This is a genomic window from Microbacterium sp. GCM10027623 (assembly GCF_042666935.1).
Lineage (GTDB): Bacteria > Actinomycetota > Actinomycetes > Actinomycetales > Microbacteriaceae > Microbacterium.
Genome location: NZ_JBHTHE010000003.1, coordinates 320,299 through 342,328, shown reverse-complemented (window position 1 = coordinate 342,328; position 22,030 = coordinate 320,299). Strand labels below are relative to the sequence as shown.

Here is a 22,030-nt window from a genome sequence, read left to right as displayed (position 1 = left end):
CGATGCGGACGGCGAAGTCCCAGGGCGACCGCAACTCGGATCAGCCTACTTGACAATGCCGGGGACGACCCAGTGGCCCGCGCGTGCCGTCTCCGGGCGACCCGTGTGACACGATGGGAGGGCACAGCGGAGGGAGTGCCGAGATGAGCGGACAGACATGGACGCCCGCCCCGAAGAAGGGGGTGTTCCCTCTGCATCCGATGACGTTCGGGACCATCCTCGGACGCGCTTTCGCCGCGCTGCGGCACAACCCGAAAGTGCTGTTCGGGTTCGCCGTGGTCGTGCAGTTCGCGGTGGGGATCGTCACCGCGGGTCTGATGCTGCTGGTCGGCTTGTTCATCGCAACCCGGATCGCGTCGGTTCCCACCTACTCCCCCGACTACGGGGCGATCGTCGCCGGTTCGGTCGCGCTCGGCCTTGTCGCGGCTGTCCTCGTGGCCCTCGCCACCGTCGCATTCATCTCGGTCATCCAGGGCCTGGTGGCGGCGGACGTGTCCTATGCCGCCGTGTCGCAGAAGGCGCCGCTGAGGCTGCTGTGGCGCCGAGTGAGGCCGGCGTTCTGGCGACTGTTCGCCTACTCGCTGCTGCAGATGCTGGCGGCGCTGCTGTGGATCGGCTTCCTGTTCGGCGTGGTCTTCGGCATCCTCTCGGCGGGCGGCTTCGACTCCGCGGGGTCGATCGCCCTCGCGGTGGGCATCGGGCTGGTGCTGGTCCTCGGCAGCATCCCGCTGTACGTCTGGCTGACCACGAAACTGCTCGTGGTGCCCTCCGTGCTCGTCCTCGAGCACGCACCGCTGCGCACGGCACTGGTGCGCTCGTGGCGTCTGATCCGCGGTCGCTTCTGGGTGGCGTTCGGCGTGACCGTCATCATCGGACTCGTGATGGGCCTGGCCGTGCAGGTCGTCGCGTTCCCGGCGTCGATCGTGTCGTCGCTGCTGACCGGCGTGATCGCCCCGACCGGGACCGAAGACGTGTCGGCGTGGATCGGCGTGATCGTCGCGAACGTCGCCCCGCAGGTGCTGGTGCTGGCCGTGCAGGCGATCGCCATCGTCGTGCAGGGCACCGGAGCCACGCTGATCTACCTCGACAGCCGTATGCGGTACGAGGGCCTCGACCAGGCACTGGTCAGGCACGTCGAGCTCACGTCGCAGGGCACGGCGCCCGACGAGCTCGACGACCCCTACCTCGTCGATCCGGCGCGCGCGGTCTCGAAGCAGCCGCCGGTCATGCAGACGCCGCCGCAGCCTCAGCCCGGGTACGGCTACCCTGCACAGCCCGGCTACCCTTCACAGCCCAGCTACCCGGCACAGCCCAGCTACCCGGCACAGCCCGGGTATCCGGCCTACGGGTACCCGAACCCGGCCGGCCAGGCCTCGGCACCCGGGTATCCCGGCCAGCCCCCCGCCCCCTCCGCCCAATCGGGGTATGCGGCGAACGGCTACACCGCTCCGCCCCCGCCCCGTGCCGACACTGCCCCGCAGCCCGCGCCCCGATCCGCCGCGCCCGAGGATGCGGCGCCCGAGGCCGAGCCGACGCAGAATTCCGAGGCCTCGAGTCCCTGGGCGGCGCCCGGCTCCGGCGCATGACCCCGCTGCCCTTCGACGTCTTCATCCCCGACGGGGATGAAGCCAGACGCTGGGCGGAGCAGGAGCTGGCCGAGCAGGAGTATCAGGCGGCCAAGCCCACCTGGTTCGACGAGTTCATCGCGGGCATCGTGAACTGGTTCCTCGGCCTGTTCACCGAGCGCGGCGCGGGCGGCGTCGCTCCGGTGGTCGTCACGGTGATCGTGATCGTGATCGTCGCCGCGCTCGTGGTCGCGCTGCTGGTGTGGGGCCGGCCCCGGGCGTCCCGGACCGTGCGTCAGCCCCGGGATCTGCTCGGCGAGCGCGACGATCGGACCGCCGACCAGTTGCGCGCCGAAGCCGAGCGCCGAGCTCGCGAACAGGACTGGGACGGCGCCGTGGTGCTGAGATTCCGCGCGCTGGCCCGTGACCTGATGGAGCGCGATCTCATCGACCCCGCGCCTGGCGCCACCGCGCAGGGCATCGCCCGCGACGCCCGCGTTCCCCTGCCGGCCTTCGGTGAGCGCCTGCACAGTGCGGCGACGGCGTTCGACGCGGTCAGATACCTGCGCACCGCGGCTGATGAGACGCAGTACCGCGCGCTGGCCGCCACCGACGACGAGGTGCGCGCCGCACCCGCCGCCGCACGCTTCGCCGAGGCGGCACCGGCATGAGCATCGTCGAGGCGCCCGTCCCCGCCCGTTCTGTTCCGGATGACGGCGCTGTCGCCGCGTCCACGGCCGCTCCGCGCCCGGCCGGGCGCGGGCGGCGCGTGCTCGGATGGCTGCTCGTCAGTGCGCTGCTGCTCGGAATCGGGCTGCTGTCGATGCGCTTCCTGGTGACCGACCCCGACCTCACCGGCACGCTGAACCCCGAAAGCCCCGGTCCGCACGGCGCGAAGGCCCTCGCTGAACTGGTGCGCGATCAGGGCGTCGACATCGAGGTGACCCGCAGCAGACTCCGCGCCGCCGCTGCGCTCGATTCGGAGGCGACGCTCGTGCTCACCGATCCGTTCACGCTCACCGATGCGGCTGCGCGGACACTGGTCGACAGCGCCGACCGTGTCGTTCTGCTCAGCAGCAGCGCCAGAATGCTGCGGCTTCTCGACCTCGGCGAGGATGCGCCCGGGGAGAGCGGGTCCGTCGAGGGCCGGTGCGCGATGGCGGAGTTCGCACAGGTCGGGCCCATCGAGGCTGAGCGGATGTTCCTTCCCTCCGCCGGCGCGGACGGATGCTTCACCGCCGCATCCGGCGCCTCGGCCGTGCTGCGCAGCGACGTCGGCGGGCGCACGGTCACCCTCGTCGAGGGCGCGCAGCTGCTCTCCAACGACGCACTCGCACAGGCGGGCAACGCCGCCCTGGGGCTGGCGCTGCTGGCTCAGCAGGATCGCATCGTCTGGTATGTGCCGACCTTCGCCGACAGCGACATCTCCGCAGGCGACGGCGATTCGCTCGGCGATCTCACTCCCGACTGGCTCAGCCCGGCCATCGTGCTGCTCCTGATCGCCGGCATCGCAGCCGTCGTCTGGCGCGGACGCCGATTCGGTCCGCTGGTCGCCGAGTCGCTGCCCGTCACCGTTCGAGCCGCAGAGACGATGCAGGGCCGCGCACGTCTGACGGCGAAGGCGGCGGACGCGCCGCACGCCGGCGCCGCCATTCGCGCGGGCACGCTCACGCGGCTCGCGGCACGCCTGGCGCTGAGTCCTCGCGCCTCCGTCCCGGAGATCGCTGATGCGGCGTCCGATCGCCTCCGCGTTCCCCGCACCTCGCTGTACGACCTCCTCGGCGGTCCGCCGCCGCAGAGCGATCATGAGCTGATCGAGCTCGCCCGCCGTCTCGCCGAACTCGAGACAGCCGTCGATGACGCCGTCCGCACCGAAAGGAACCGCCCGTGAGCGACGAGTCCACCCCCTCCGCCACTCCCGCCTTCCCTGCCACCTCCGTCGGCGACGACGGACTGCGGCAGGCGATGCACCGCGTGCGCACAGAAGTCGACAAGGCCGTGATCGGGCAGGCCGGCACCGTCACCGGTCTCCTGGTCGCGCTGCTCGCCCGTGGGCATGTGCTGCTGGAAGGCGTGCCCGGCGTGGCCAAGACGCTGGTGGTGCGCAGTTTCGCCCGCGCGATCGGTCTGGACACCAAGCGCGTCCAGTTCACCCCCGACCTCATGCCAGGCGACGTCACCGGGTCTCTGGTCTACGACGCGCGCACCGGCGAGTTCGAGTTCCGCGCCGGACCGGTGTTCACCAACATCCTGCTCGCCGACGAGATCAACCGCACTCCTCCGAAGACCCAGGCGGCGCTCCTGGAGGCCATGGAGGAGCGTCAGGTCTCGGCCGACGGGCTGAGCCGCCCGTTGCCCGATCCCTTCCTCGTCGCCGCGACCCAGAACCCCGTCGAGCACGAGGGCACCTACACCCTGCCCGAGGCCCAGCTGGACCGCTTCCTCATGAAGCTCGTGGTGGGGATGCCGGAGCGAGACGCCGAGGTGTCGGTGCTGCGGCTGCACGCCGGTGGGTTCTCGCCGAGACTGCTGACCGGGGTGCAGGCCGTGATCAGCGCCGCCGAGATCCGTGCCGCCCAGGAATCCGCCGCCCGGGTGCAGGTGACCGATGACGTGCTCGGCTACGTCGTGGATCTCGCTCGCGCCACGCGCTCATCCCCCTCCGTCGAACTGGGGGCGAGCCCGCGCGCATCGACCGCGCTGCTGGCGGCGGCCAAGGCCTGGGCGTGGCTGAACGCTTCCTCGGCCGTCACCCCCGACCACGTGCAGACCATGCTGATGCCCGTCTGGCGGCACCGGCTCCAACTGCGGCCGGACGCGCAGATGGAGGGCGTCTCACCGGATGCCGTCCTGCAGTCCGTCGTGCAGCAGACCCGAGTTCCTATCTGAGATGAGTCCGATCTGACATGTTCCTCACCGCTCTGCCGGCGCTGCTGATCGCGCTGGGCGTCGCTCCGATCGCGCTGCTGAGCGCGCTCGGCTGGTCGGCGTGGGCGGTGTTCGGCGCGTGGCTGCTGCTGTGCGCCGCCCTGGTGGCGCTCGACGTGTCCCTCGCGGCCAGCCCTCGCGCCCTCGTCGTGACGCGGCGACTTCCCGCGCGGGCTCGTCTCGGAGAGCCGGTCGCGACCAGCGTCGCCGTGCAGAACGTCGGGTCGCGGGCGCTGCGCGGCTGGCTCCGTGACGCCTGGCAGCCGACTGCGGGTGCACCGCTCGCACGCGAGTGGATCGACATTCCGCCGGGGGAGCGCCGCCGGGTGCAGATGCCCCTGCTTCCGCGCCGCCGCGGCGAACTGTCCAGTGACTTCGTCGTGATCCGCTCCCGAGGTCCGCTCGGTCTCGCCGGGCGGCAGGGTCGTCACGACGTGCGGGGCGCGCTGCGGGTGCTTCCCGCATTCACCTCGCGCAAGCATCTGCCCTCACGCCTCGCCCGGCTTCGCGAGTTGGACGGCAACACCTCCATCCAGGTGCGCGGGCAGGGCACCGAATTCGACTCGCTGCGCGAGTATGTGCGCGGCGACGACATCCGGTCGATCGACTGGCGCGCCACCGCACGCGCGGGCACGACGATGCTGCGCACGTGGCGTCCCGAGCGCGACAGGCACGTCGTGATCGTCGTCGACACCGGCCGCACCGCCGCCGCCCGCGTAGGAGACGGCACGCGGCTGGACGCGTCCTTGGAGGCCGCGCTGCTGCTGGCGGCGCTCGCCTCGCGCGCCGGCGACCACGTGCACCTGCTGATGTACGACCGCGTCACCCGCGCTCGCGTCAGCGGAGTCGACGGCGCGGCACTGCTTCCGGCGTTGACGGATGCCATGGCGCCCGTGCACGCCCGGCTGGTCGACACGGACTGGGCGGGCGCTTTCGCCGCGGTGCGCACGGCGACGACGCGCCCGTCTCTGATCGTCGTGCTGACCGCACAGGACGCGGCGGAGTCCGCACGTGGCTTCCTCGGCGCGTTCCCCGACGCCTCCCGCGCGACGACGCTGCTCGTGGGCTCGGCGACCGACGATTCGATCTCGCAACTGGCCCGCCGACGCGACTCGCGCCTCGACATCTACCTGGCCGCCGCAGCCGAACAGACGATCAGCGATGCCCAGGTCGTCGCGGACGCCGTGCGTCGCGCCGGCGGCGAGGCCATCGTGGCGGATCCCGACTCGCTGCCGCCGCGCATCGCCGACCGCTACCTCGAACTCAAGGCGGCCGGCCGTCTCTGAGGCGGAGCTCCGCCTTTTCCTGAACCATTCGTTATTAAGAATCATTCAGAACAACTGCTAGACTGGCGCCATGGGACCCATTGCACCGCCTGAGCGTCTGCGCGCCGCGGGACTGCGCGTGACGCTGCAGCGGGTCGCCGTGATCGAGGCGCTGCAGACACGGCCCCATGCCTCCGCGGAGACGGTCTTCTCGCAGCTGCGTGAACGCCACAGCAGCATCGCGCTGCCCACGGTGCACGGCATCCTGGGCGATCTGACGGGCGCGGGCATCGTGCGCCGGGTGAGCCTGCCCGATGCTCCCAGCGCCCTCTACGAGGTGCAGCACGAGTTCGACAACCACCATCACCTGCAGTGCGTCGAGTGCGGCCGCGTCGAGGACGTCGCGTGCGCCGTCGGCGAGGCACCCTGCCTGCACCCGTCACACGATCACGGGATGCGCATCCTCGAGGCCGCCGTGACCTACCGAGCCATCTGTTCCGATTGCGAAAGGACGAAGTGAATGACTGAAGAGAACTTCACCACCACCCAGACCGGCACGCCCGTCGCCAGCGATGCACACTCGCTGACCGGCGGCCCTGACGGCACCACTGCGCTGCACGACCGCTACCTGGTCGAGAAGCTCGCCTCGTTCAACCGCGAGCGGGTGCCGGAGCGCAACCCGCACGCGAAGGGCGGCGGCGCGTTCGGCGAGTTCGTCGTGACGGAGGACGTGTCGCAGTACACGCGAGCCGCCGTCTTCCAGCCGGGAGCGAAGAGCGAGACGCTGATCCGCTTCTCGTCGGTCGCGGGCGAGCAGGGCTCCCCGGACACCTGGCGCGACGTGCGCGGATTCTCGCTGCGCTTCTACACCACCGAGGGAAACCTCGACATCGTCGGCAACAACACCCCGACGTTCTTCCTGCGCGACGGCATCAAGTTCCCGGACTTCATCCACTCGCAGAAGCGTCTGACGGGTTCAGCGCTGCGCGACGCCGACATGCAGTGGGACTTCTGGACCCTCTCGCCGGAATCCGCCCACCAGGTCACCTACGTGATGGGAGATCGGGGACTGCCGCGCTCGTGGCGTCACATGAACGGCTACGGCTCGCACACGTATCAGTGGATCAACGCCGCCGGCGAGCGCTTCTGGGTGCAGTATCACTTCCTGTCCCGCCAGGGCGTGGAGCCGATGTTCGCCGATGAGGCCGAGCGTCTCGCGGGCCAGGACGCCGACTACTACCGTCGTGACCTGTACGAGTCGATCGAGAACGGCGAGTTCCCGTCGTGGGATGTCTATGTGCAGGTCATGCCGTACGACGAGGCCAAGCACTACCGTTTCAACCCGTTCGATCTGACCAAGATCTGGTCGAAGAAGGACTACCCGCGGATCAAGGTCGGCACGTTCACGCTGAACCGCAACCCGCAGAACTTCTTCGCCGAGATCGAGCAGGCCGCCTTCTCGCCCGGCAACCAGGTTCCGGGCACGGGCATCTCGCCGGACAAGATGCTCATGGCTCGCGTGTTCGCCTACCCGGACGCCCAGCGCTACCGCATCGGAACCAACTACAACCAGTTGCCGGTCAACCAGCCGCATGCCGCCCACACGAGCAACTACATGCATGAGGGCAACATGCAGTACCACTACAACAGGGCCGAGCACCGCGTGTACACGCCGAACTCGTACGGCGTGGCGGGTGGGCCGGTTGCCGACCCGCAGCGCGGGATCGAGGCGAGCTGGGAGTCCGACGGCGCGCTCATCCGCAGCGCCGCCACCCTGCACGCCGAGGACGACGATTTCGGCCAGGCACGCACGCTCATCAACGACGTGTTCACTCCCGAGGAGCGTCAGCGCTTCATCGAGACCCTGGCCGGTCAGTACGCTGCGCTGACCGTCCCCGCCATCCAGGAGCGCTTCTTCTGGTACTGGGGTCAGGTCGACCAGAAGGTCGCGGACGACGTCCGGGCCGCGGTCGCCTCGGGCGCCGCGCACGAGGAGGAGCCGGTGGGCGTCGGCGAGTGATCAGGTAATTCACTGATTCCTGCGCGGGGTCGGATGCTACGGCATCCGACCCCGCTATCGTTCTCAGGGAAATCGATCGCCTCGATCGGTCCGAAGAGAGGGAATCTCATGAGCGAATCCTCCATCACACCTGCGCCGGAGCCCGGTGCACCACTCACCGCATCACTGGGCGCGAAACTCGCGGCCGAAGGCTTCGGAACGTTCCTGCTCGTGTTCGGCGGTGTCGGCACCGCGGTGTTCGCTTCGAACCATTTCACAGATCCGGGCGCGAACTCGGCCGTGTACGTCGCGGTCGCCCTCGCGTTCGGCCTGACCGTCCTGGTCGGCGTCTACGCGTTCGGTCCTCTGTCCGGCGGTCACTTCAACCCGGCCGTCACGCTGGGTGCGGCCGCAGCGGGGCGGCTCGCCTGGCGCGACGTCGCGCCGTACATCATCGCGCAGATCGTCGGTGGCGTCGTGGCCACTACGGCACTGACGCTCATCGGCTTGTTCGGCCCCGAGGGCTGGCTGACGGCCGCGCAGGACGGCGGTTTCGCGTCCAACGGCTGGGGCGCCCATTCGCCCGCCGGATTCGGCATGATGGCCGCGATCATCATCGAGGTCATCCTGACCGGATTCTTCCTGCTGGTCATCCTCGGCTCGACGCATCCGACCCGCGGCACCGCGCATGCCGGCATCGCCATCGGCCTGTCATTGACCCTGATCCACCTGATCGCCATCCCGGTCGACAACACCTCGGTCAACCCCGCCCGTTCGCTGGCCGCGGCGATCTACGGCGGAGCCGAAGCGCTGGGGCAGCTGTGGGTGTTCATCGTCTTCCCCGCCGTCGGCGCCCTGCTGGCCGGATACGCCTACCGCGCACTGTTCGAGGGAACCTCGCGGTCCTGACCCGGGTGCGCCGACGCGCGCCTGCGGTGTCCTTCAGCCCGCGGTGAGCGTCGGCGTCCCGGCCTCGTACTCCACGAGATCGCCGGTCTCTCCGCGGTGCGCCGCCCGGCCTCCTATGAGGAGCATGTAGAGCAGGAAGGCCCCCAGGGCGAGCGCGCCGATGCCGATCTTGACCGCCCACGGCAGGCCCGACCCGGTCACGAATCCCTCCACGACTCCCGACAGAAGCAGCGCGAACACCAGGCCCATCGCGACCGTCGCCAGTGCGCGCCCTCCGGCCGCCAAGGACTCAGCGCGCGTACGCCGTCCCGGCACGGCCCAGGACCAGAAGATGTGCAGGCCCGCGGCTGCGGCGACGAAGATCGAGGTCAGTTCCAGCAGGCCGTGCGGCAGGATGTGCAGCAGCATGACGTCCAGTCGGCCGTGAGCGGCCATCACGGCGGCGGCCGCGCCCAGGGCGATGGCGTTCTGCATGAGCATCCACACCGGCCAGAGACCGGTGACGCCGAACAGGACGCACTGCAGGGCGATCCAGGCGTTGTTCGACCAGACCATTCCGGCGAAGGACGCCATCGGCCGGTAGTAGTCGACGAAGTCCTCGTCGGCGTACTGCCGCAGAGCCTCAGGAGTGCCGAGCGCCGCGATACGAGACGGATCGGCCGCGATCCAGGCCGCACTGATCACGACGACGAGAACGAAGGCGAGCGCGATCACGGCGGTGGTCCAGCGGATGCGGTAGAGCGCTGCCGGCAGCTGCAGCGCGAAGAATCTTGCGGTCTGGGCGAGGATGTTCTCCCCTGCACCGGTGAAGCGCAGTCGCGCCGCGGCGAGGATCGTGGAGAGGTACGCGCCCTGCGGAGAGTCCCCGACGGAGGTCTTCAGCTCTGCGAGATCGGCGGAAGCGGCTCGGTACCGGACGATGAGCTCGTCGACCTCGGCACCGCTGAGGCGCCACTGGCGGCTGAGCGCGTCCAGGCGCTCCCACTCGGGGCGGCGCGCGTCGGTGAGGGCATCGGCATCCACCTGAATCACTGTACGGGCAATCGTCCCGCCCCCGCGAGCGGCGTCGGCCGTGTCACCCGCGCGCCGTCACGCCCCCTGCCTCGCGCAGCAGCTGCTCCACGGCGGCGCGCGCATCCGCCAGCTCCCTCTCGGCGGTCGCCACCCGCTCCTCCGCCTCGAGTCGCCTGTCGGAGAGAGCATCGAGGGCGTCTGCGGCACTCTCGGACTCCGCGCGGATGCGTGCGAGCTCCGACCTCAACTCGGCTTCGCGCTCATTCAGATGCCGCAGGCGCTCCGTCAGCTCACGCTGCTCCCTCTCCTGTTCGCGCTGGTCGCGCTGCGCGCGCGCGAGCTCTCCCTCCGCGGCGAGCACCGCTCGCTCGGCCTCGCGGCGCACCCGGCGCGCCTGGACCTCATCGGGCCTCCTGGGCGCGGCTGACTTCGGCGCCTCTGGTCGACCCCCGGCGACGATCTCATCGAGATGCCCGGCGTACTCGCCGGTCGGCTCGAGCTCGCGCACCAGTCGTCCGGAGGCGACGGCCGCCGCCGCATCCGGATCGAAGAACGCGGCCGACAGCGTCTGCTGCACAGCCTGCGAGGTCCCGTCCGACACCCTCTCACCCCGGTCCTGCGCCAGCGACACGGCCTCGCGTGCCAGTTGGGCGGTCAGAGCGCGGCGCTGCCGGCCGAGTCGCGCCAGCGTCACCGCGTCGAGATCGGCCTGCGCCTCCCGCAGCTCCTCGGCGAGCTGCAGCGCCTCCGCCAGCCGGTCCGTTCGTTCGCGGGCGAACAGATTGACGATCCAGGCGGCGATCGACGGCTTCCGAAGTGCTCGGATCCGCGCCGCCAGCTCGCGGTCGGTCACCGCTCCGGCACGCGCCTCCCTCGCGGTCACGAACCCTTTGAGGGGCGCGCCATAGAGCTCGGCCGCGACATCCGCGAGCTCGTCCACCCTCACGCCGCGGGTTCGATCACGGTCGGATCGGTCGGATCCACGCTGCGCGTGCTGTTGACCTTGCGGTCCACGACGTACTGCGTGATCGTGGCGGCCACCTCGGTCGATGCCGCCTCGAGCAGGGCGAGCATCCCCTCGCGCCCGCCTCGATCGAGCTTGACCGGCTCCAGCCACTCGTCGACCGCACCCTCGGTGAGGAACGCGGGCATCCTGTCGTGCACCTCGCCACCGGCGTCCTGCGCCTGACGGGTGATGACGACGAAGCAGCGCACGTGCTCCCCCGTCCGCAGCTGCATCGACCAGGTGAGCCCGGCCGCCGCGAGCAGACCGTCGCCGTGCAGGAAATGCGGTGTCTTGTCACCCTTCTCGCCGGTCCACTCGAAGTAGCCGCGCATCGGGACGACGCACCGGGCCGCCGTGAAGGCGGGCGCCCAGAACCCCGTGGCGAGCTTCTCGATCCGGGCATTGATCATCGGCGGCCCCTGCGGTCGGTTCGCCGGCTTCTGCCAGTCCCATCGCACGAGCTCCAGCAGACGCCCTTCACCCCGGTCGCGGACGATCACCGCATCATCGGTCGGGGCGATCGAATAGGAGCCGTGGAATTCGCGCCACCAGTCCTCCGGCCTGCCGCCCTCGATGACGAACTGCTGGATCAGCTCGTCTGTGGTCGCATCCATCGCGAATCGTCCGCACATGCCCGCGAGCATACGCGGCGGCGACGACGTTCACACCGACACCTGATTTACTGGACTCATGTCGAGCGCGATCCCCGGGGAACAGGAGATCCTCTCCGGAGAGGCCGTCGCCATCGACGTGCAGCCGGTCGGATTCATCCTCCGTGCTGCGGGCGCGCTGATCGACATGGTCATCGGCTTCGCCGTCTTCGTCGCGTTCGTGCTGCTGCAGATCTGGCTGCTGAGCCAGGGCCTGCTGGACGAGCAGACACTGCCCATCCTCACCATCTGGGCATCGGTGCTGAGCTTCCTCGTTCTGCCCATCACCATCGAGACCGCCCTGCGGGGCCGCAGCGTCGGCAAGCTCGCGGTCGGCGGACGCATCGTGCGGGTCGACGGCGGAGCGATCACGTTCCGGCACACCTTCATCCGCGCGCTCATCGGCGTGCTGGAGATCTACGTGACCTTCGGTGGGGGCGCGGTCATCACCGGCGCCCTCACCGCGCGGTCGCAGCGGCTGGGAGACCTCGTCGCCGGCACCTACGCGCAGCGGGTGCGCACGCCCGCCCTGCCGCAGCACAGCCCGTACCTGCCGCCGTCCCTGGCGGACTGGGCGAGGGTCGCCGACGTCGCACGACTGCCTGACCGGCTTGCGCGTCGCGTGTCGCAGTTCCTGTCATCGGCCGATCAGCTCTCCCCCGCAGCACGCACCCGGATCGCCCAGGAGCTCGCGCGCGAGGTGAGCGGATTCGTCTCCCCCCTGCCGCATGCGGCAGCCGAGGATCTGCTGCGCGGCGTGACGGCGCTGCGGCGTCAGCGCGAGCAGCGTGCGCTGATCCTCGCCGATGACCGCGCGGAGCGGCTCACCGGGCGACGGGTGCGCATCTGAGCCTCAGTGTCGCGATGCCTCAGTGTCGCGATGCCTCAGTGTCGCGACGCCTCAGTGTCGCAACGCCTCATGACGGATGACCAGCCAACCCGCGGGGACCGACAGCCGGTCGGCATGCTGCGCACAGAGGTCGTGGGCATGCGGATCGCCACCGGGACCGAGAGGACCCAGGGCGGCCATCTGATCGCCGTAGTCGAAGGTCAGCGTGGCGACCGCCTCGCGTGCGCACGCCACCTTGGAGCAGAGCCGTTCGTCGGTGCGGAGTGAGTCATCCATCGATCCCAGCGTAGGACGCCACGACCGGATCCACGGCAGCCGCGCGGCGGGATCCGGCCTAGACTCTCGATATGCCTCGTCGTCGCACCGCACGCACCGCCACCCCCCGCGGCGCACGTCACGGGCGCCACGGTCGGCTCGGGCGAAGTGAGGTCGTGCGTCCTCCGCTGCCTCCCTTGGACGGACGGCTGGACCGCTTCGAGGTCACCGTCGGCAGCGCGGTGGAGTACCTGCGCAGCTCATGGGAGGAGCTGCGCGACGTGAACTTCGAGATCGCGGCGATGCCCGTGCACGATCGCGACGACGGCATCCCCCGCTGGCGGGTGGATCATGCCGCGCGCCGCGTCGCCCTGTTCCGGGTGCCGATCGAGCGGCTGCTGCCCAAAGGTCATGACGACGCCCTGCACCGCCGGGTGGCCATCGAGAGCGCGGTCTTCCATGCCGCCGCCGAGTACGTCGGACGGGAGCCCTGGGAGCTGGGCTCCGAGGGTCGCGACTACTGACGACCCGCCGGTCACCTCACTGTCTGACGAGAATCGGCTGACCCGTGGCCGCCCCGCCCCACAGCGGCCATCCGGCGATCGCGGATGACTCCTCCCCGCCGTCCATGCCGATGGCGGCATGCAGGCGTCCGGTCGGCACGAGCGTGTGCCCGCCGGCCTTCACGGGCACGGCGGTCGCGCCACCGGCGGGCAGCTGCACGCTCCGCTCGCCGGACTCTCCGCCGAGCGCGACCGTGACGTCGTCCTGCCCGGCGTTGCGCAGGAACAGGGTCGCGGGTGCCCCGCCGGGGACGGAGAACGTCGTCTCGGAGCCGGACGCCAGCTCGGGTGCAGGAAGCATCCAGGCGAAATCCTCGCGAGAGCCGGCACGAGCCGTCTGCCTCACGCCGGCCACGATGCGCGCGCCGGATTCGATCTCGATGTCGTAGGCCCCTGCTGCAAGCCCGGCCAGCGCAATCTCCGTCGGTGTGGCGGCTACCAGGTCCACGGGATACTCGCCGACGCCCTGTCCGGTCGAGGCGGACCGCACCCGGACCACCGCGCTGCCGCCCTCGTCCGGAGCGAGCATCCGCACCACGAGTCCGTTCGCGTCGTCGCCCTCGGCGACCGGCGCAGATCGGACCCCGAGCAGTTGAAGGTCGTTCTGCGGACCGCTGACGCCGTCCTGCACGTCGATACCCACGGCGTCCAGGGTCCGCACCAGGGCGGACTGCAGCGAGGCGCGGACCGGGGCGCCCGAGGACGAGACGTGCACCACCGGACTCCGCTCGCCCGCCGCGACGGAGGCCAGAGGCAGGCCCAGCTGGGTCATCGGCGGCACGACCACGGTCGAGGCCTTGCGGGCTTCGCCGTAGACATCGAGTTCGACCGTCGCGGTGACGGCCCCCGGGTTGGAGAGCACGATGACGTCGGACGCGCCGGTCGAGACGTCTCCGCCCACGAGCCAGGAGCTCAGAGAAGGCTCCCGGCAGGGAGCGGCCGCGAAGCCGCTGACATCCTCGGCCGAGATCTTCATCGACTCGGAGGCTGCGACCTGCGGTACCGTGCGGTCCTTCACGCGTGCGGTGACCGTCTGAGCACCGGATCCCCCGGTCACATCCGACATGTCGAGCTGCACCGTCTCCGCTTCGTCGGCAGCACCGTCGACGCGCACCCGGGGCGTGGCCGCCGCGACCATCAGGTCGGCGCGGGCGGCATCGCGTCCGAGCGCGCGGAAGGATCCGTTGCACACCAGAAGCGCATCCGACGGGACCGGCGTCACCGTCTTCCCGACGGGCTCGCTCCGCACCTCGGGCCAGGGCGCCGCGACCGCAGCGACGACACCCAGGACGCAGGCTGCCGCGATGACCGCGCCGGTCGCGACTCGCGCGCCTGTCGCAGCGAACCTGATCGTCTGCTGCTTCATCGCGCCTCCTCCGTCACGTCGTCGCCGCTGGTCGGCGGGTCATCCTCTGCGCGCCCGCCCGCATCCTGCTCGGCACTCGCTGCCCGCGGGTCGTGCGAGCTCTCCGCATCCGGCGGGGCGCTGACAGCGCGTTCCTCGTCCTGCTCCGGGGTCGATGAGGCCGGGCCGGGTTCCGACTCCGGGCCGGGTTCCGACGCCGGGTCGGGTTCCGGCTCCAGGTCGGGTTCCCGCGCGGGGGCGGGATCCGCATGCACCACGGTCGCGCTCGCCCGCGACGAAGGACGTGGTCCATCCGGGCGTCCGACGATGCGCGAGCGCGCTCGGGCGGCGCGCCGCGACGCCCTGGTGGGCATGGCCAGCAGCAGAGCCGCCAGCAGGATGATCAGCTGTCCGAGAACCACCGCGCGGCTTATCGCCTGGTCTGCGAGGGCGGGCTGCTCCCGCGTCGCGGTGGCGGTGTCGACGCGCCACAGCATCCCTCGCGCAGTCTCTCCCGCCTTGACGAAACCCGCACGCTGATCGATGGCGGTGGTCGCCTCCTCGCGCATGGTCCGAGCGCGGTCCTTCTCCTCCGCGGCCGGTGCGAGGAGAACGAAGCCGATCGCGTCATCGGCGAGATCGGCGGCGGCGTCGAAGTCCCGGCCGGAGACCAGATCGACGGCGGTCGCGGAGATGTCGACGCCCTGAGGCTGTGTCGCCGCGGTGAGAAGTGTGCTCTGGGCGCCGAGCGTCGCACTCGCGCCCCACACCGTCTGGGCCGACAGCGAGCCGTCGTTCAACGGGGTCAGGACCAGCGTCCCGCGTTCTCCCTCGTCTCCCGCTTGTGCGGCGACGAGGGCGGGCAGCGTGCTGGCCGGACCGTTCTGCAGCAGTGCGTGGTCCGCATGCACCGACACCAGCGCGGGAACTCCGCAGACCGCCACGGTGAGCCCGGCCACGAGCGCGGCGCTCGCACGCAGGGTGGCGTGGACCACGACGCTGTCGAGCGTGACGAGCGCGGCACCGGCCATGCCGAGCCAGGCGAGACTGATGCCGGTGCCCGGCCAGACGGCCACACCCGCCCCGTCGGCGAACGAGACCACGACCCCGGCGGTGAACAGCGCGGTGGCCAGTCCCGCCAGCGCGGTCAGAAGGAGCGCGAACCCGGCGCGCCAGCGCGGCGACAGCGCCGACAGCAGCGCGAGCAGCGCGACCGGGGCCAGCAGCAGCGGAATCCAGTCCGCCACCGCAGCGTCCGCGAGCCAGTCCCACCCGGCTCGGCCGGGTGCGGGGAAGCCCAGCGCGATCTCGGCGCGCCCCGCCGCATCCGCGGCCGCCTGGTCGAGTGCGGCGACGGCGCCGGGATCGGCGAGCAGAGCCCAAGGGTCTCCCATGCGCACGCGCCGCACCACCAGCGGGGCGAACATCACCGCGCTGGGGATCAGCAGCCACAGCAGTCGGCTCGCACCGCGCACCCGACGGGTGGCGAGCATGAGCACGATCGAGAGCGCCCACAGCAGCACGAAAGCCGGCGCGAGTGACGGTGCACAGGCCAATGCGACCGCGGTGAGGACGGATGCCGCTCCGGCCGCGCCCCAGGACCGGTGGGCGACGACGGCGGTGTGCACCAGCCACGGCAGCACCAGGTGCAGCAGGACAGCGGCAGGGCGTCCCTGCACGAGGGCGGTGAGGAACGTCGGTGCGAGCGCCCAGAGCACGCCGGCCAGGATGCGAAGCCCGGCGCGGTCGGTCACGCGGGTCGCGGCGAACCATCCGCCGAGCACGGCGAGCGGAAGCGCGACCAGCCACAGCAGCACCAGGGAGAACGACGGTGCGGCCGGCCACAGCGTGCCGAGCACGGCGACGACGCCGGCGAACGGGTCGGCGGGTCCGATCACGCCGAGTCCGACATCGCGCAGCCCCCACGCCGCATCGGCCCAGAGCGCCGAGACCGTACGCCGCAGCGGGAGCAGAGCACCGCCGCCCAGCACCGGCCAGGCCAGCAGAGTGCCGAACGCGGTGATGCTGACCACCAGTGCCGCCAGCACGGCCCACGCGCCCCCGCCGCTGAAGAAGTTCAGCTCGCTGACGGCTCCCCGCTCGCTGCCGTGTCCGTCATCCAGTCGCTGCTTCAACTGCGCGCGTGTGACGCGCAGCGGCGTGATGTCCGACCAGGATGCGGAGCGGAACGAGCGCAGCGCGCGTCGTGAACGCGCCAGCGCCGCCAGACTCAGCATGCTCGCGAGCGCCGCCCCCCACTCGGGCGCGACCTCGGCGGGACGCTTGGCGATGAGGTGGGTGATCGAGCGCCACAGCGCCAACGGCAGAAGGGTCAGCCAGTGCAGGGGCACCGCGGCGGCCGGAGCGTATGTCAGTCGACGATGCAGCTGGGCGCGCCGGCTGGCCCAGGCGCGGGAGATGGGGCTCAGCGGCAGAGCGGCGGGGCCGCCCGGATGCACGGCGACGCGCGCACGGGGCACGAGCACCATCCTGGCGCCGCCGAGACGCGCACGGACCCCCAGGTCGAGGCCGACGTCGGCACCGGAAAGCGCGGTGTCGGGGCGCAGCACACGCGGAGCCTCCCCGCGGATGAGCATCCCGCGCACATCGGCGCCGAGCGCGTCCTCGGCATCGTCGTGCTGGCCCTGGTCGAGCTCATCCGCCGCCAACTCGACCGAGCGACCCCATCGGGTCATGCTCACGCCGAGCGAGACGATCTCCCGGGAGTCGTCGTGACGAACCAGCTTCGGAGCCGCGATCGCCGCCGACGGCGAACGCTCGAGGGCACCGGCCAACAGCTGCAGCGCGTCCGGCTCGGGAAGGGTGTCGTCTGCGAGGAGCCAGACCGCGCTGTTCACCGCGACGCGCGGTTGGGCGAGCGCGATCGCCTCTGTGAAGGTCGTTCCGGCGCGGGCCTCGATGATCCCTTCCACCAGACGGCCGATGCCGGGCATCCGCCGCACGCGCTCCCCGTCGCCGAGCACCACGACGGTGACCGCGGCCGGCGGGAGACTCTGCTCCGCCAGGGCGTCGAGGGTTCGACTGAGCAGGACGCTTCCGGATTCACCGGAGCGCGCGACGATGAGGGCGTGGACACGTGCTGGCATGGCACCTGTCAGCCTATGCAGGGGGTCGCGCCTCTCCGGTCACCACACCGGCGCGCCCAGCAGAAACCGGCGGGGCATCGCATCCGAGCGGATGCGATGCCCCGCCGGGTCGACTCCGCGCAGCGGTGCTGGTCAGCCCGCGCGTCGCTTGAGCTTGCGTCGCTCGCGCTCGCTGAGGCCGCCCCAGATCCCGAATCGCTCGTCATTGTTCAGCGCGTACTCGAGGCATTCCCCCCGGACATCGCAGGACGTGCAGATGCGCTTGGCATCTCGCGTCGAGCCGCCCTTCTCAGGGAAGAACGCCTCCGGGTCGGTCTGCGCGCAGAGCGCATCGACCTGCCAGGCGAGCGCGCCATCATCTTCTGCGTCGGCTCGGCGCACACCCGGTACGCCGAGATTCACCGGATCGACGAACCAATTCTCGGGAACGTCTGAGCGGTAACCCGTCATCTCGATCTCCCAACCCTGCTTGTGCCCCCCGACGGGCCGTTCTTTCCCTAATTACACCCGTGTCATTCGCTTCGGTCAAGTCGCAGATCGTAAACCCTCAATGCCGCATTTAAAGTTCATTGGACGTTCTCCGGCGTGTCGCGGCGCCGGGCTCCGCGATGAAGACCTCACCGGCACCCGTCAGCACCAGCTCCTCGACGTCGGCAGGGGCGAACACGGCGGAGCCGACCGGCGCGACCGCGGACTCGCCGTCCCTCGTCCCCACACGGATCGTGCCCGCTGTGCTCAGGGCCATGGCCGGACCGCTCACGCGGATCCATTGCTCGCCGCCATCCAGCCGGATGCGCCGCAGGGCGAAGTCCGGCACCGGAATCTCATACGCGGTCACTGCCCCCGTGGCGCTCTGCACCGGCACCTCACCCGGTCGCGTGTCGACGATCGCGAGCAGTTCCCGCACGTCGATGTGCTTGGGGGTCAGTCCGCCGCGCAGCACGTTGTCGCTGGCCGCCATGATCTCGACGCCGAGTCCCGACACGTAGGCGTGCAGGAGACCGGCGCTCAGGAAGATCGCCTCGCCTGGACGCAGCACGATGAAGTTCATCAGCAGAGCCACCACCACGCCCGGGTCGCCCGGGTTGCGTGCGGCGATGGTGCGCGCGGCGGCGAGCGCCTCGTCGAAGCCGCCCGACTCGGCGTTGCCGAGCGCGCCGATCACGTCGTCGACGGCGCCCTGGGCGGAGCCGGAGAGCAGCCAGGCGATGGTGTCGCGCAGCGCGTCCTGCTCGCTGCCCGCAACGAGTCGGTCGCGCAGTTCGATCACTCCCGGCACGGCGGGGAACGCCGCCAGCATCCGCAGCGTCTCGGACACCGGACGCAGTCCGGCGAGTGCCTCGAACCGGTCGCTGAGCGCGACGATGAGCTCCGGCTTGTGATTGGCGTCGCGGTAGTTCCGGCTCGGGTCGTCGGCATCCATCCCGCTCTCCCGGGCGAAGCCGTCCCGCGCCTGATCCCGCGTGGGATGCACCTGGATGGACAGCGGGCGCGCCGCGGCGAGCAGCTTCAGCAGGTACGGCAGCGACCCGCCCGTGACGGCGTCGAGGGTGCCGCCTCCGACGACGTCCGCGGGGTCCCCCGGGTGGTCGCCGAACCACACCTCGGCCTCGGGGGCGTCCGACGGCTCGCGGCCCTCGAGGGCGGCGAGCAGTGACGTCGAGCCCCACGCATAGTCCCGTGGTTCGTTGGTGAGAGTCAGAAGCATGCATCCAGGCTAACCGCGCCTCACGCCGCCCCAGAGTGTCGCGGCGCCTCACGGCGGCGACGCCGGTGCGGCGCGGTAGCCTGAACGCGATGGCCGTGTACACCAGACATCCCGTGGCGGCACCGCCCGCCGCCCCCGCCCGCGAGACGACGGGGCACCTCATGGTGCGCGCCTACAGCGTGCTGTGCCTGTTCGGTGTGTTCGCGCACACGGCCGTGTACAACCTCGTGGGCCCGATCGGCGCCGCCGTCGTGCTCGCCGCGCTCACTCTCGGCGCTCTCGGCATCTGGGTGCCCGCAGTGGCCAGGAGCCGCCCCACCCGGTTCCCCTGGCGAAGGCTGCCGTGGGTGGCGCTCGGCTACGGCGCGCTGGCCGCGGTCTCCGTGCTGTGGTCGCGATGGCCGGGCGCGACGGCGCTGACCTGGGTGCTGCTGGCGGCGGTCACCGCCAGCGCACTGATGGTGGCGACGATGCTCACCTGGCAGGAGATCGCACGAGCGCTGTCGACTGCGCTGAAGCTCATCCTCGGACTCTCCCTCGCCATCGAACTGTGGGTGGCGCTGGTGCTGCGCCACCCCATCCTCCCGAACTTCGCCGACGTGCCCCCGGGCGAGATCGACCCGCACCTGTACTGGGTGCGCGGCAACCTCTTCAACGACGGACGGATCCAGGGGGTGGTGGGAAACGCGCACGCGATGGCGATGATGTGCCTGTTCGCGCTGATCGTTTTCGGGGTGCTCTACGCCGCCCGGATCCGCCGACGCGGGATACTGATCGGCTGGGCGGCGCTGGCCGTCGTGCTGCTGGTGAAAGCGGCATCGACCACCGTGTACCTCGGCATCGCGGTCGTCCTGCTGGTGCTCGCGGCAGCTCTCGTCATGCGCGTGGCATCGACCCGGCGAGCGCGTCGGACGGGGTACATGGTCTTCGCCGCCGTCGCCGCGGCCGGCACCGCCGGAGGACTGCTGCTGCGAGACCGGCTGCTCGGACTGTTCGGCAAGAGCTCCGACCTCACCGGAAGGCTGGAGATCTGGCAAGCGGTGTGGGAGCGTGCGATCACCCGTCCCGTGTTCGGCAACGGCTTCTCCTCGCCGTGGGTGCCCTGGGATCCGGCGTTTCAAGGCTGGATCCTCAATCACGGGCTGACCGTTTTCCACGCCCACGACATGTGGCTGGATGTCTTCCTGCAGCTCGGCGCCGTGGGTGTGGTGATCATGGCGATCGCCTGGCTCGCGCTTCTCTGGCGCGCCTGGTTCTTCGCGGTCGACCGACCGCGCTGGGATCTGGATGCGAAGCGCCCGTACTCGCCGATCGCGCTGCTGCCGCTGCTGCTCACGGTCTCCCTGCTCTTCGAAGGGCTGGCCGAGTCCGCCCCGATCATGCTGTGGGGCTGGATGCTGCTGATCCTGCTGTCCTTCAAGATGAAGGCGGTTCCCCTGATCGGCGTCGGCGTCGGCGAACGCACTCCCGTCATCTCGCACGGCCCCCGGGCGCGGCAGGTGCCATGAGTCCGCGGCGGTACGTCGTCTCGCTGCTGGCTTCAGCCGGGTTCGCCCGCGCGTACACGATCGCGGGCCTCGCCGCGGTGTTCGGGGTGTTCCTCATCGAGCGCCTGACGTCGACGATCACGCTGGTCACCATCGTCACGGTGCTCGCCGCGATCGGGGTGGGCGTGCTGCTCACCCGCCGCGACGAGCTGTCGCTGCTGCGGTTCGCGCCCACTTCTCTGGTCGGCTTCCTCTCACTCGCGCTGTTCAGCCTGGTGTGGACGACCAGCCGCACCGGGACGCTGACCGGGTGGCTGACGCTGCTCGGCTTCACGATCATCGCCGTCACCATCGGCCACGTGCGCGACACCCTGCAGACCGTGCGCGCCCTCGGTGACACGCTGCGCTGGCTGCTGACGATCTCGCTGGGACTGGAGCTTCTGTCCGGCGTGCTGCTGGACATGCCGCTCGCGGTACTGGGGGTGGAGGGCAACCTCGCGCTCGGCGGCCCGATCCAGGGCATCTTCGGCACGCGCAACATGCTGGGCTTCGTGGCCGTCGTCGGGCTGATCACGTTCGCGATCGAGTGGCGCACGCATTCGATCGACCGGGTCGTGGGGATGTACTCGATCGCGCTCGGCGGCTTCCTGGCGCTCCTGTCGGCCTCTCCCACTGTGGTCGTCCTGGCCGCGGCAGTCGGCGTCGCCACCACCGCCCTCACGATCGTGCGGCACACGCCGGCCCGTCACAGGGTGAGCGTGCAATGGGCTCTGGGCGCTCTGGTCACCGTCGCACTGATCGTGGCGTTCGCGCTGCGGCATCTCGTGATCCGCCTGCTCGACGCCGGCTCGGACTTCTCGACGCGCGCCGACCTGTGGAACCTGATCCTGGACTACGTCGCCCAGCGTGCGGCCACCGGATACGGCTGGTTCGGTTCCTGGGCCGGCGGCCAGTACCCGATCCCGTACATCAACTACCAGCTCTCCGATCACCACCAGTCGGCTCTGAACTCGTACTTCGACGTGCTGCTGCAGCTGGGCTGGCTGGGGCTCGCCCTGTTCCTCATCCTGGGCGGGGTGGCCATCGTGCGATCGTGGCTGGTCGCGAGCGCACGACGCTCGGTCGTGTACGCGTGGACGCCCCTGCTGCTGGTCACACTCGCGGTCGAGTCGATGTTCGAGAGCTTCACACTCACCGGCGCGGGCTGGGTGCTGCTCGTGCTGTGCGCCCTGCGTGCCGGGCAGGCCCGATCGTGGCGGCAGAACATCGATGACGCCCAGACCGGAGCGGTACCGACCCTGGGTCCGCACGAGTGAGCGGACCGCACGGCCCGCAGGCACCGCGCCGCCCGCTTTCCAGGGTTCCCAAGGTGTCGCCGG

20 protein-coding genes are annotated in these 22,030 nt (G+C 70.7%); 12 read left to right on the top strand and 8 right to left on the bottom strand.

The genetic code is table 11. The annotated features are described in order from the left end of the window. The first annotated feature begins 143 nt into the window (after positions 1–143). The 8 genes from ACFQY2_RS14040 to aqpZ all read left to right on the top strand — a co-directional run bounded on the left by ACFQY2_RS14040 (position 144) and on the right by aqpZ (position 8,666). The gene (locus ACFQY2_RS14040; protein WP_378746522.1) at positions 144–1,586 is read left to right on the top strand and encodes a hypothetical protein; all 1,443 of its coding nucleotides are present in this window, start codon (positions 144–146) and stop codon (positions 1,584–1,586) included. Next, positions 1,583–2,236 carry a DUF4129 domain-containing protein gene (locus ACFQY2_RS14035; RefSeq protein ID WP_378746521.1) on the top strand — a complete coding sequence of 218 codons (654 nt, stop codon included), beginning with the start codon at positions 1,583–1,585 and terminating at the stop codon, positions 2,234–2,236. The genes ACFQY2_RS14040 and ACFQY2_RS14035 overlap by 4 nt, the downstream gene beginning before the upstream one ends. Next, positions 2,233–3,456: a DUF4350 domain-containing protein gene (locus ACFQY2_RS14030; RefSeq protein ID WP_378746520.1), complete on the top strand. Its 1,224-nt coding sequence runs from the start codon at positions 2,233–2,235 to the stop codon at positions 3,454–3,456. Before ACFQY2_RS14035 ends, ACFQY2_RS14030 begins: the two co-directional genes overlap by 4 nt. A gap of 74 nt (positions 3,457–3,530) precedes the next feature. After that, positions 3,531–4,454: an AAA family ATPase gene (locus ACFQY2_RS14025; RefSeq protein WP_378746802.1), complete on the top strand. Its 924-nt coding sequence runs from the start codon at positions 3,531–3,533 to the stop codon at positions 4,452–4,454. A 17-nt stretch (positions 4,455–4,471) separates the two neighbouring features. Continuing rightward, positions 4,472–5,779, top strand: a complete 1,308-nt coding sequence (locus ACFQY2_RS14020) for a DUF58 domain-containing protein (RefSeq protein WP_378746519.1) — start codon at positions 4,472–4,474, stop codon at positions 5,777–5,779. Positions 5,780–5,849: 70 nt separating this feature from the next. After that, the gene (locus ACFQY2_RS14015; protein ID WP_378746518.1) at positions 5,850–6,278 is read left to right on the top strand and encodes a Fur family transcriptional regulator; all 429 of its coding nucleotides are present in this window, start codon (positions 5,850–5,852) and stop codon (positions 6,276–6,278) included. After that, the gene (locus ACFQY2_RS14010; RefSeq protein ID WP_378746517.1) at positions 6,279–7,778 is read left to right on the top strand and encodes a catalase; all 1,500 of its coding nucleotides are present in this window, start codon (positions 6,279–6,281) and stop codon (positions 7,776–7,778) included. It abuts the gene before it with no gap. A gap of 108 nt (positions 7,779–7,886) precedes the next feature. Then, positions 7,887–8,666, top strand: a complete 780-nt coding sequence (aqpZ, locus tag ACFQY2_RS14005; protein WP_378746516.1) for an aquaporin Z — start codon at positions 7,887–7,889, stop codon at positions 8,664–8,666. 33 nt (positions 8,667–8,699) lie between these two features. On the opposite strand, the gene ACFQY2_RS14000 is transcribed toward aqpZ, so the two are convergent. Genes ACFQY2_RS14000 through ACFQY2_RS13990 form a run of 3 tightly spaced genes read right to left on the bottom strand, consistent with a single transcriptional unit; the run spans position 8,700 to position 11,318 of the window. Next, entirely contained in the window at positions 8,700–9,689 is a 990-nt protein-coding gene (locus ACFQY2_RS14000; protein WP_378746515.1) for a stage II sporulation protein M, read from the bottom strand. A gap of 52 nt (positions 9,690–9,741) precedes the next feature. Beyond that, entirely contained in the window at positions 9,742–10,626 is an 885-nt protein-coding gene (locus tag ACFQY2_RS13995) for a transposase (RefSeq protein ID WP_378746513.1), read from the bottom strand. Beyond that, positions 10,623–11,318 (bottom strand): SOS response-associated peptidase, encoded by a 696-nt coding sequence (locus tag ACFQY2_RS13990; RefSeq protein WP_378746512.1) that lies wholly within the window; start codon positions 11,316–11,318, stop codon positions 10,623–10,625. The genes ACFQY2_RS13995 and ACFQY2_RS13990 overlap by 4 nt, the downstream gene beginning before the upstream one ends. 58 nt (positions 11,319–11,376) lie before the next feature. Here ACFQY2_RS13990 and ACFQY2_RS13985 point away from each other — a divergent pair, with 58 nt between their 5' ends. Next, entirely contained in the window at positions 11,377–12,186 is an 810-nt protein-coding gene (locus ACFQY2_RS13985) for an RDD family protein (RefSeq protein ID WP_378746511.1), read from the top strand. Positions 12,187–12,237: 51 nt separating this feature from the next. Here ACFQY2_RS13985 and ACFQY2_RS13980 read toward each other — a convergent pair whose 3' ends face one another. Continuing rightward, positions 12,238–12,462, bottom strand: coding sequence for a DUF3499 family protein (locus ACFQY2_RS13980; RefSeq protein ID WP_378746510.1), 225 nt, complete (start codon positions 12,460–12,462; stop codon positions 12,238–12,240). Between the two features lie 71 nt (positions 12,463–12,533). On the opposite strand from ACFQY2_RS13980, the gene ACFQY2_RS13975 reads away from it, so the two are divergent. After that, positions 12,534–12,965, top strand: coding sequence for a hypothetical protein (locus tag ACFQY2_RS13975; protein WP_378746509.1), 432 nt, complete (start codon positions 12,534–12,536; stop codon positions 12,963–12,965). A 16-nt stretch (positions 12,966–12,981) separates the two neighbouring features. On the opposite strand, the gene ACFQY2_RS13970 is transcribed toward ACFQY2_RS13975, so the two are convergent. From ACFQY2_RS13970 to manA, 4 genes are all read right to left on the bottom strand, one after another. Beyond that, entirely contained in the window at positions 12,982–14,370 is a 1,389-nt protein-coding gene (locus ACFQY2_RS13970; protein ID WP_378746507.1) for a DUF5719 family protein, read from the bottom strand. After that, on the bottom strand, positions 14,367–17,456 hold the full coding sequence (locus tag ACFQY2_RS13965) for a glycosyltransferase (RefSeq protein WP_378746506.1): 3,090 nt from the start codon (positions 17,454–17,456) through the stop codon (positions 14,367–14,369). Before ACFQY2_RS13965 ends, ACFQY2_RS13970 begins: the two co-directional genes overlap by 4 nt. A 132-nt stretch (positions 17,457–17,588) precedes the next feature. Further along, a complete protein-coding gene (locus ACFQY2_RS13960) occupies positions 17,589–17,906 on the bottom strand; it encodes a WhiB family transcriptional regulator (protein WP_378746505.1) in 318 nt (105 codons plus the stop codon). Between the two features lie 109 nt (positions 17,907–18,015). Beyond that, positions 18,016–19,164: a mannose-6-phosphate isomerase, class I gene (gene manA / locus ACFQY2_RS13955; RefSeq protein WP_378746503.1), complete on the bottom strand. Its 1,149-nt coding sequence runs from the start codon at positions 19,162–19,164 to the stop codon at positions 18,016–18,018. A gap of 89 nt (positions 19,165–19,253) precedes the next feature. Here manA and ACFQY2_RS13950 point away from each other — a divergent pair, with 89 nt between their 5' ends. Continuing rightward, the gene (locus ACFQY2_RS13950; protein ID WP_378746502.1) at positions 19,254–20,672 is read left to right on the top strand and encodes an O-antigen ligase family protein; all 1,419 of its coding nucleotides are present in this window, start codon (positions 19,254–19,256) and stop codon (positions 20,670–20,672) included. Continuing rightward, positions 20,669–21,967 (top strand): O-antigen ligase family protein, encoded by a 1,299-nt coding sequence (locus ACFQY2_RS13945; RefSeq protein ID WP_378746501.1) that lies wholly within the window; start codon positions 20,669–20,671, stop codon positions 21,965–21,967. Before ACFQY2_RS13950 ends, ACFQY2_RS13945 begins: the two co-directional genes overlap by 4 nt. Positions 21,968–22,030: the final 63 nt, after the last annotated feature.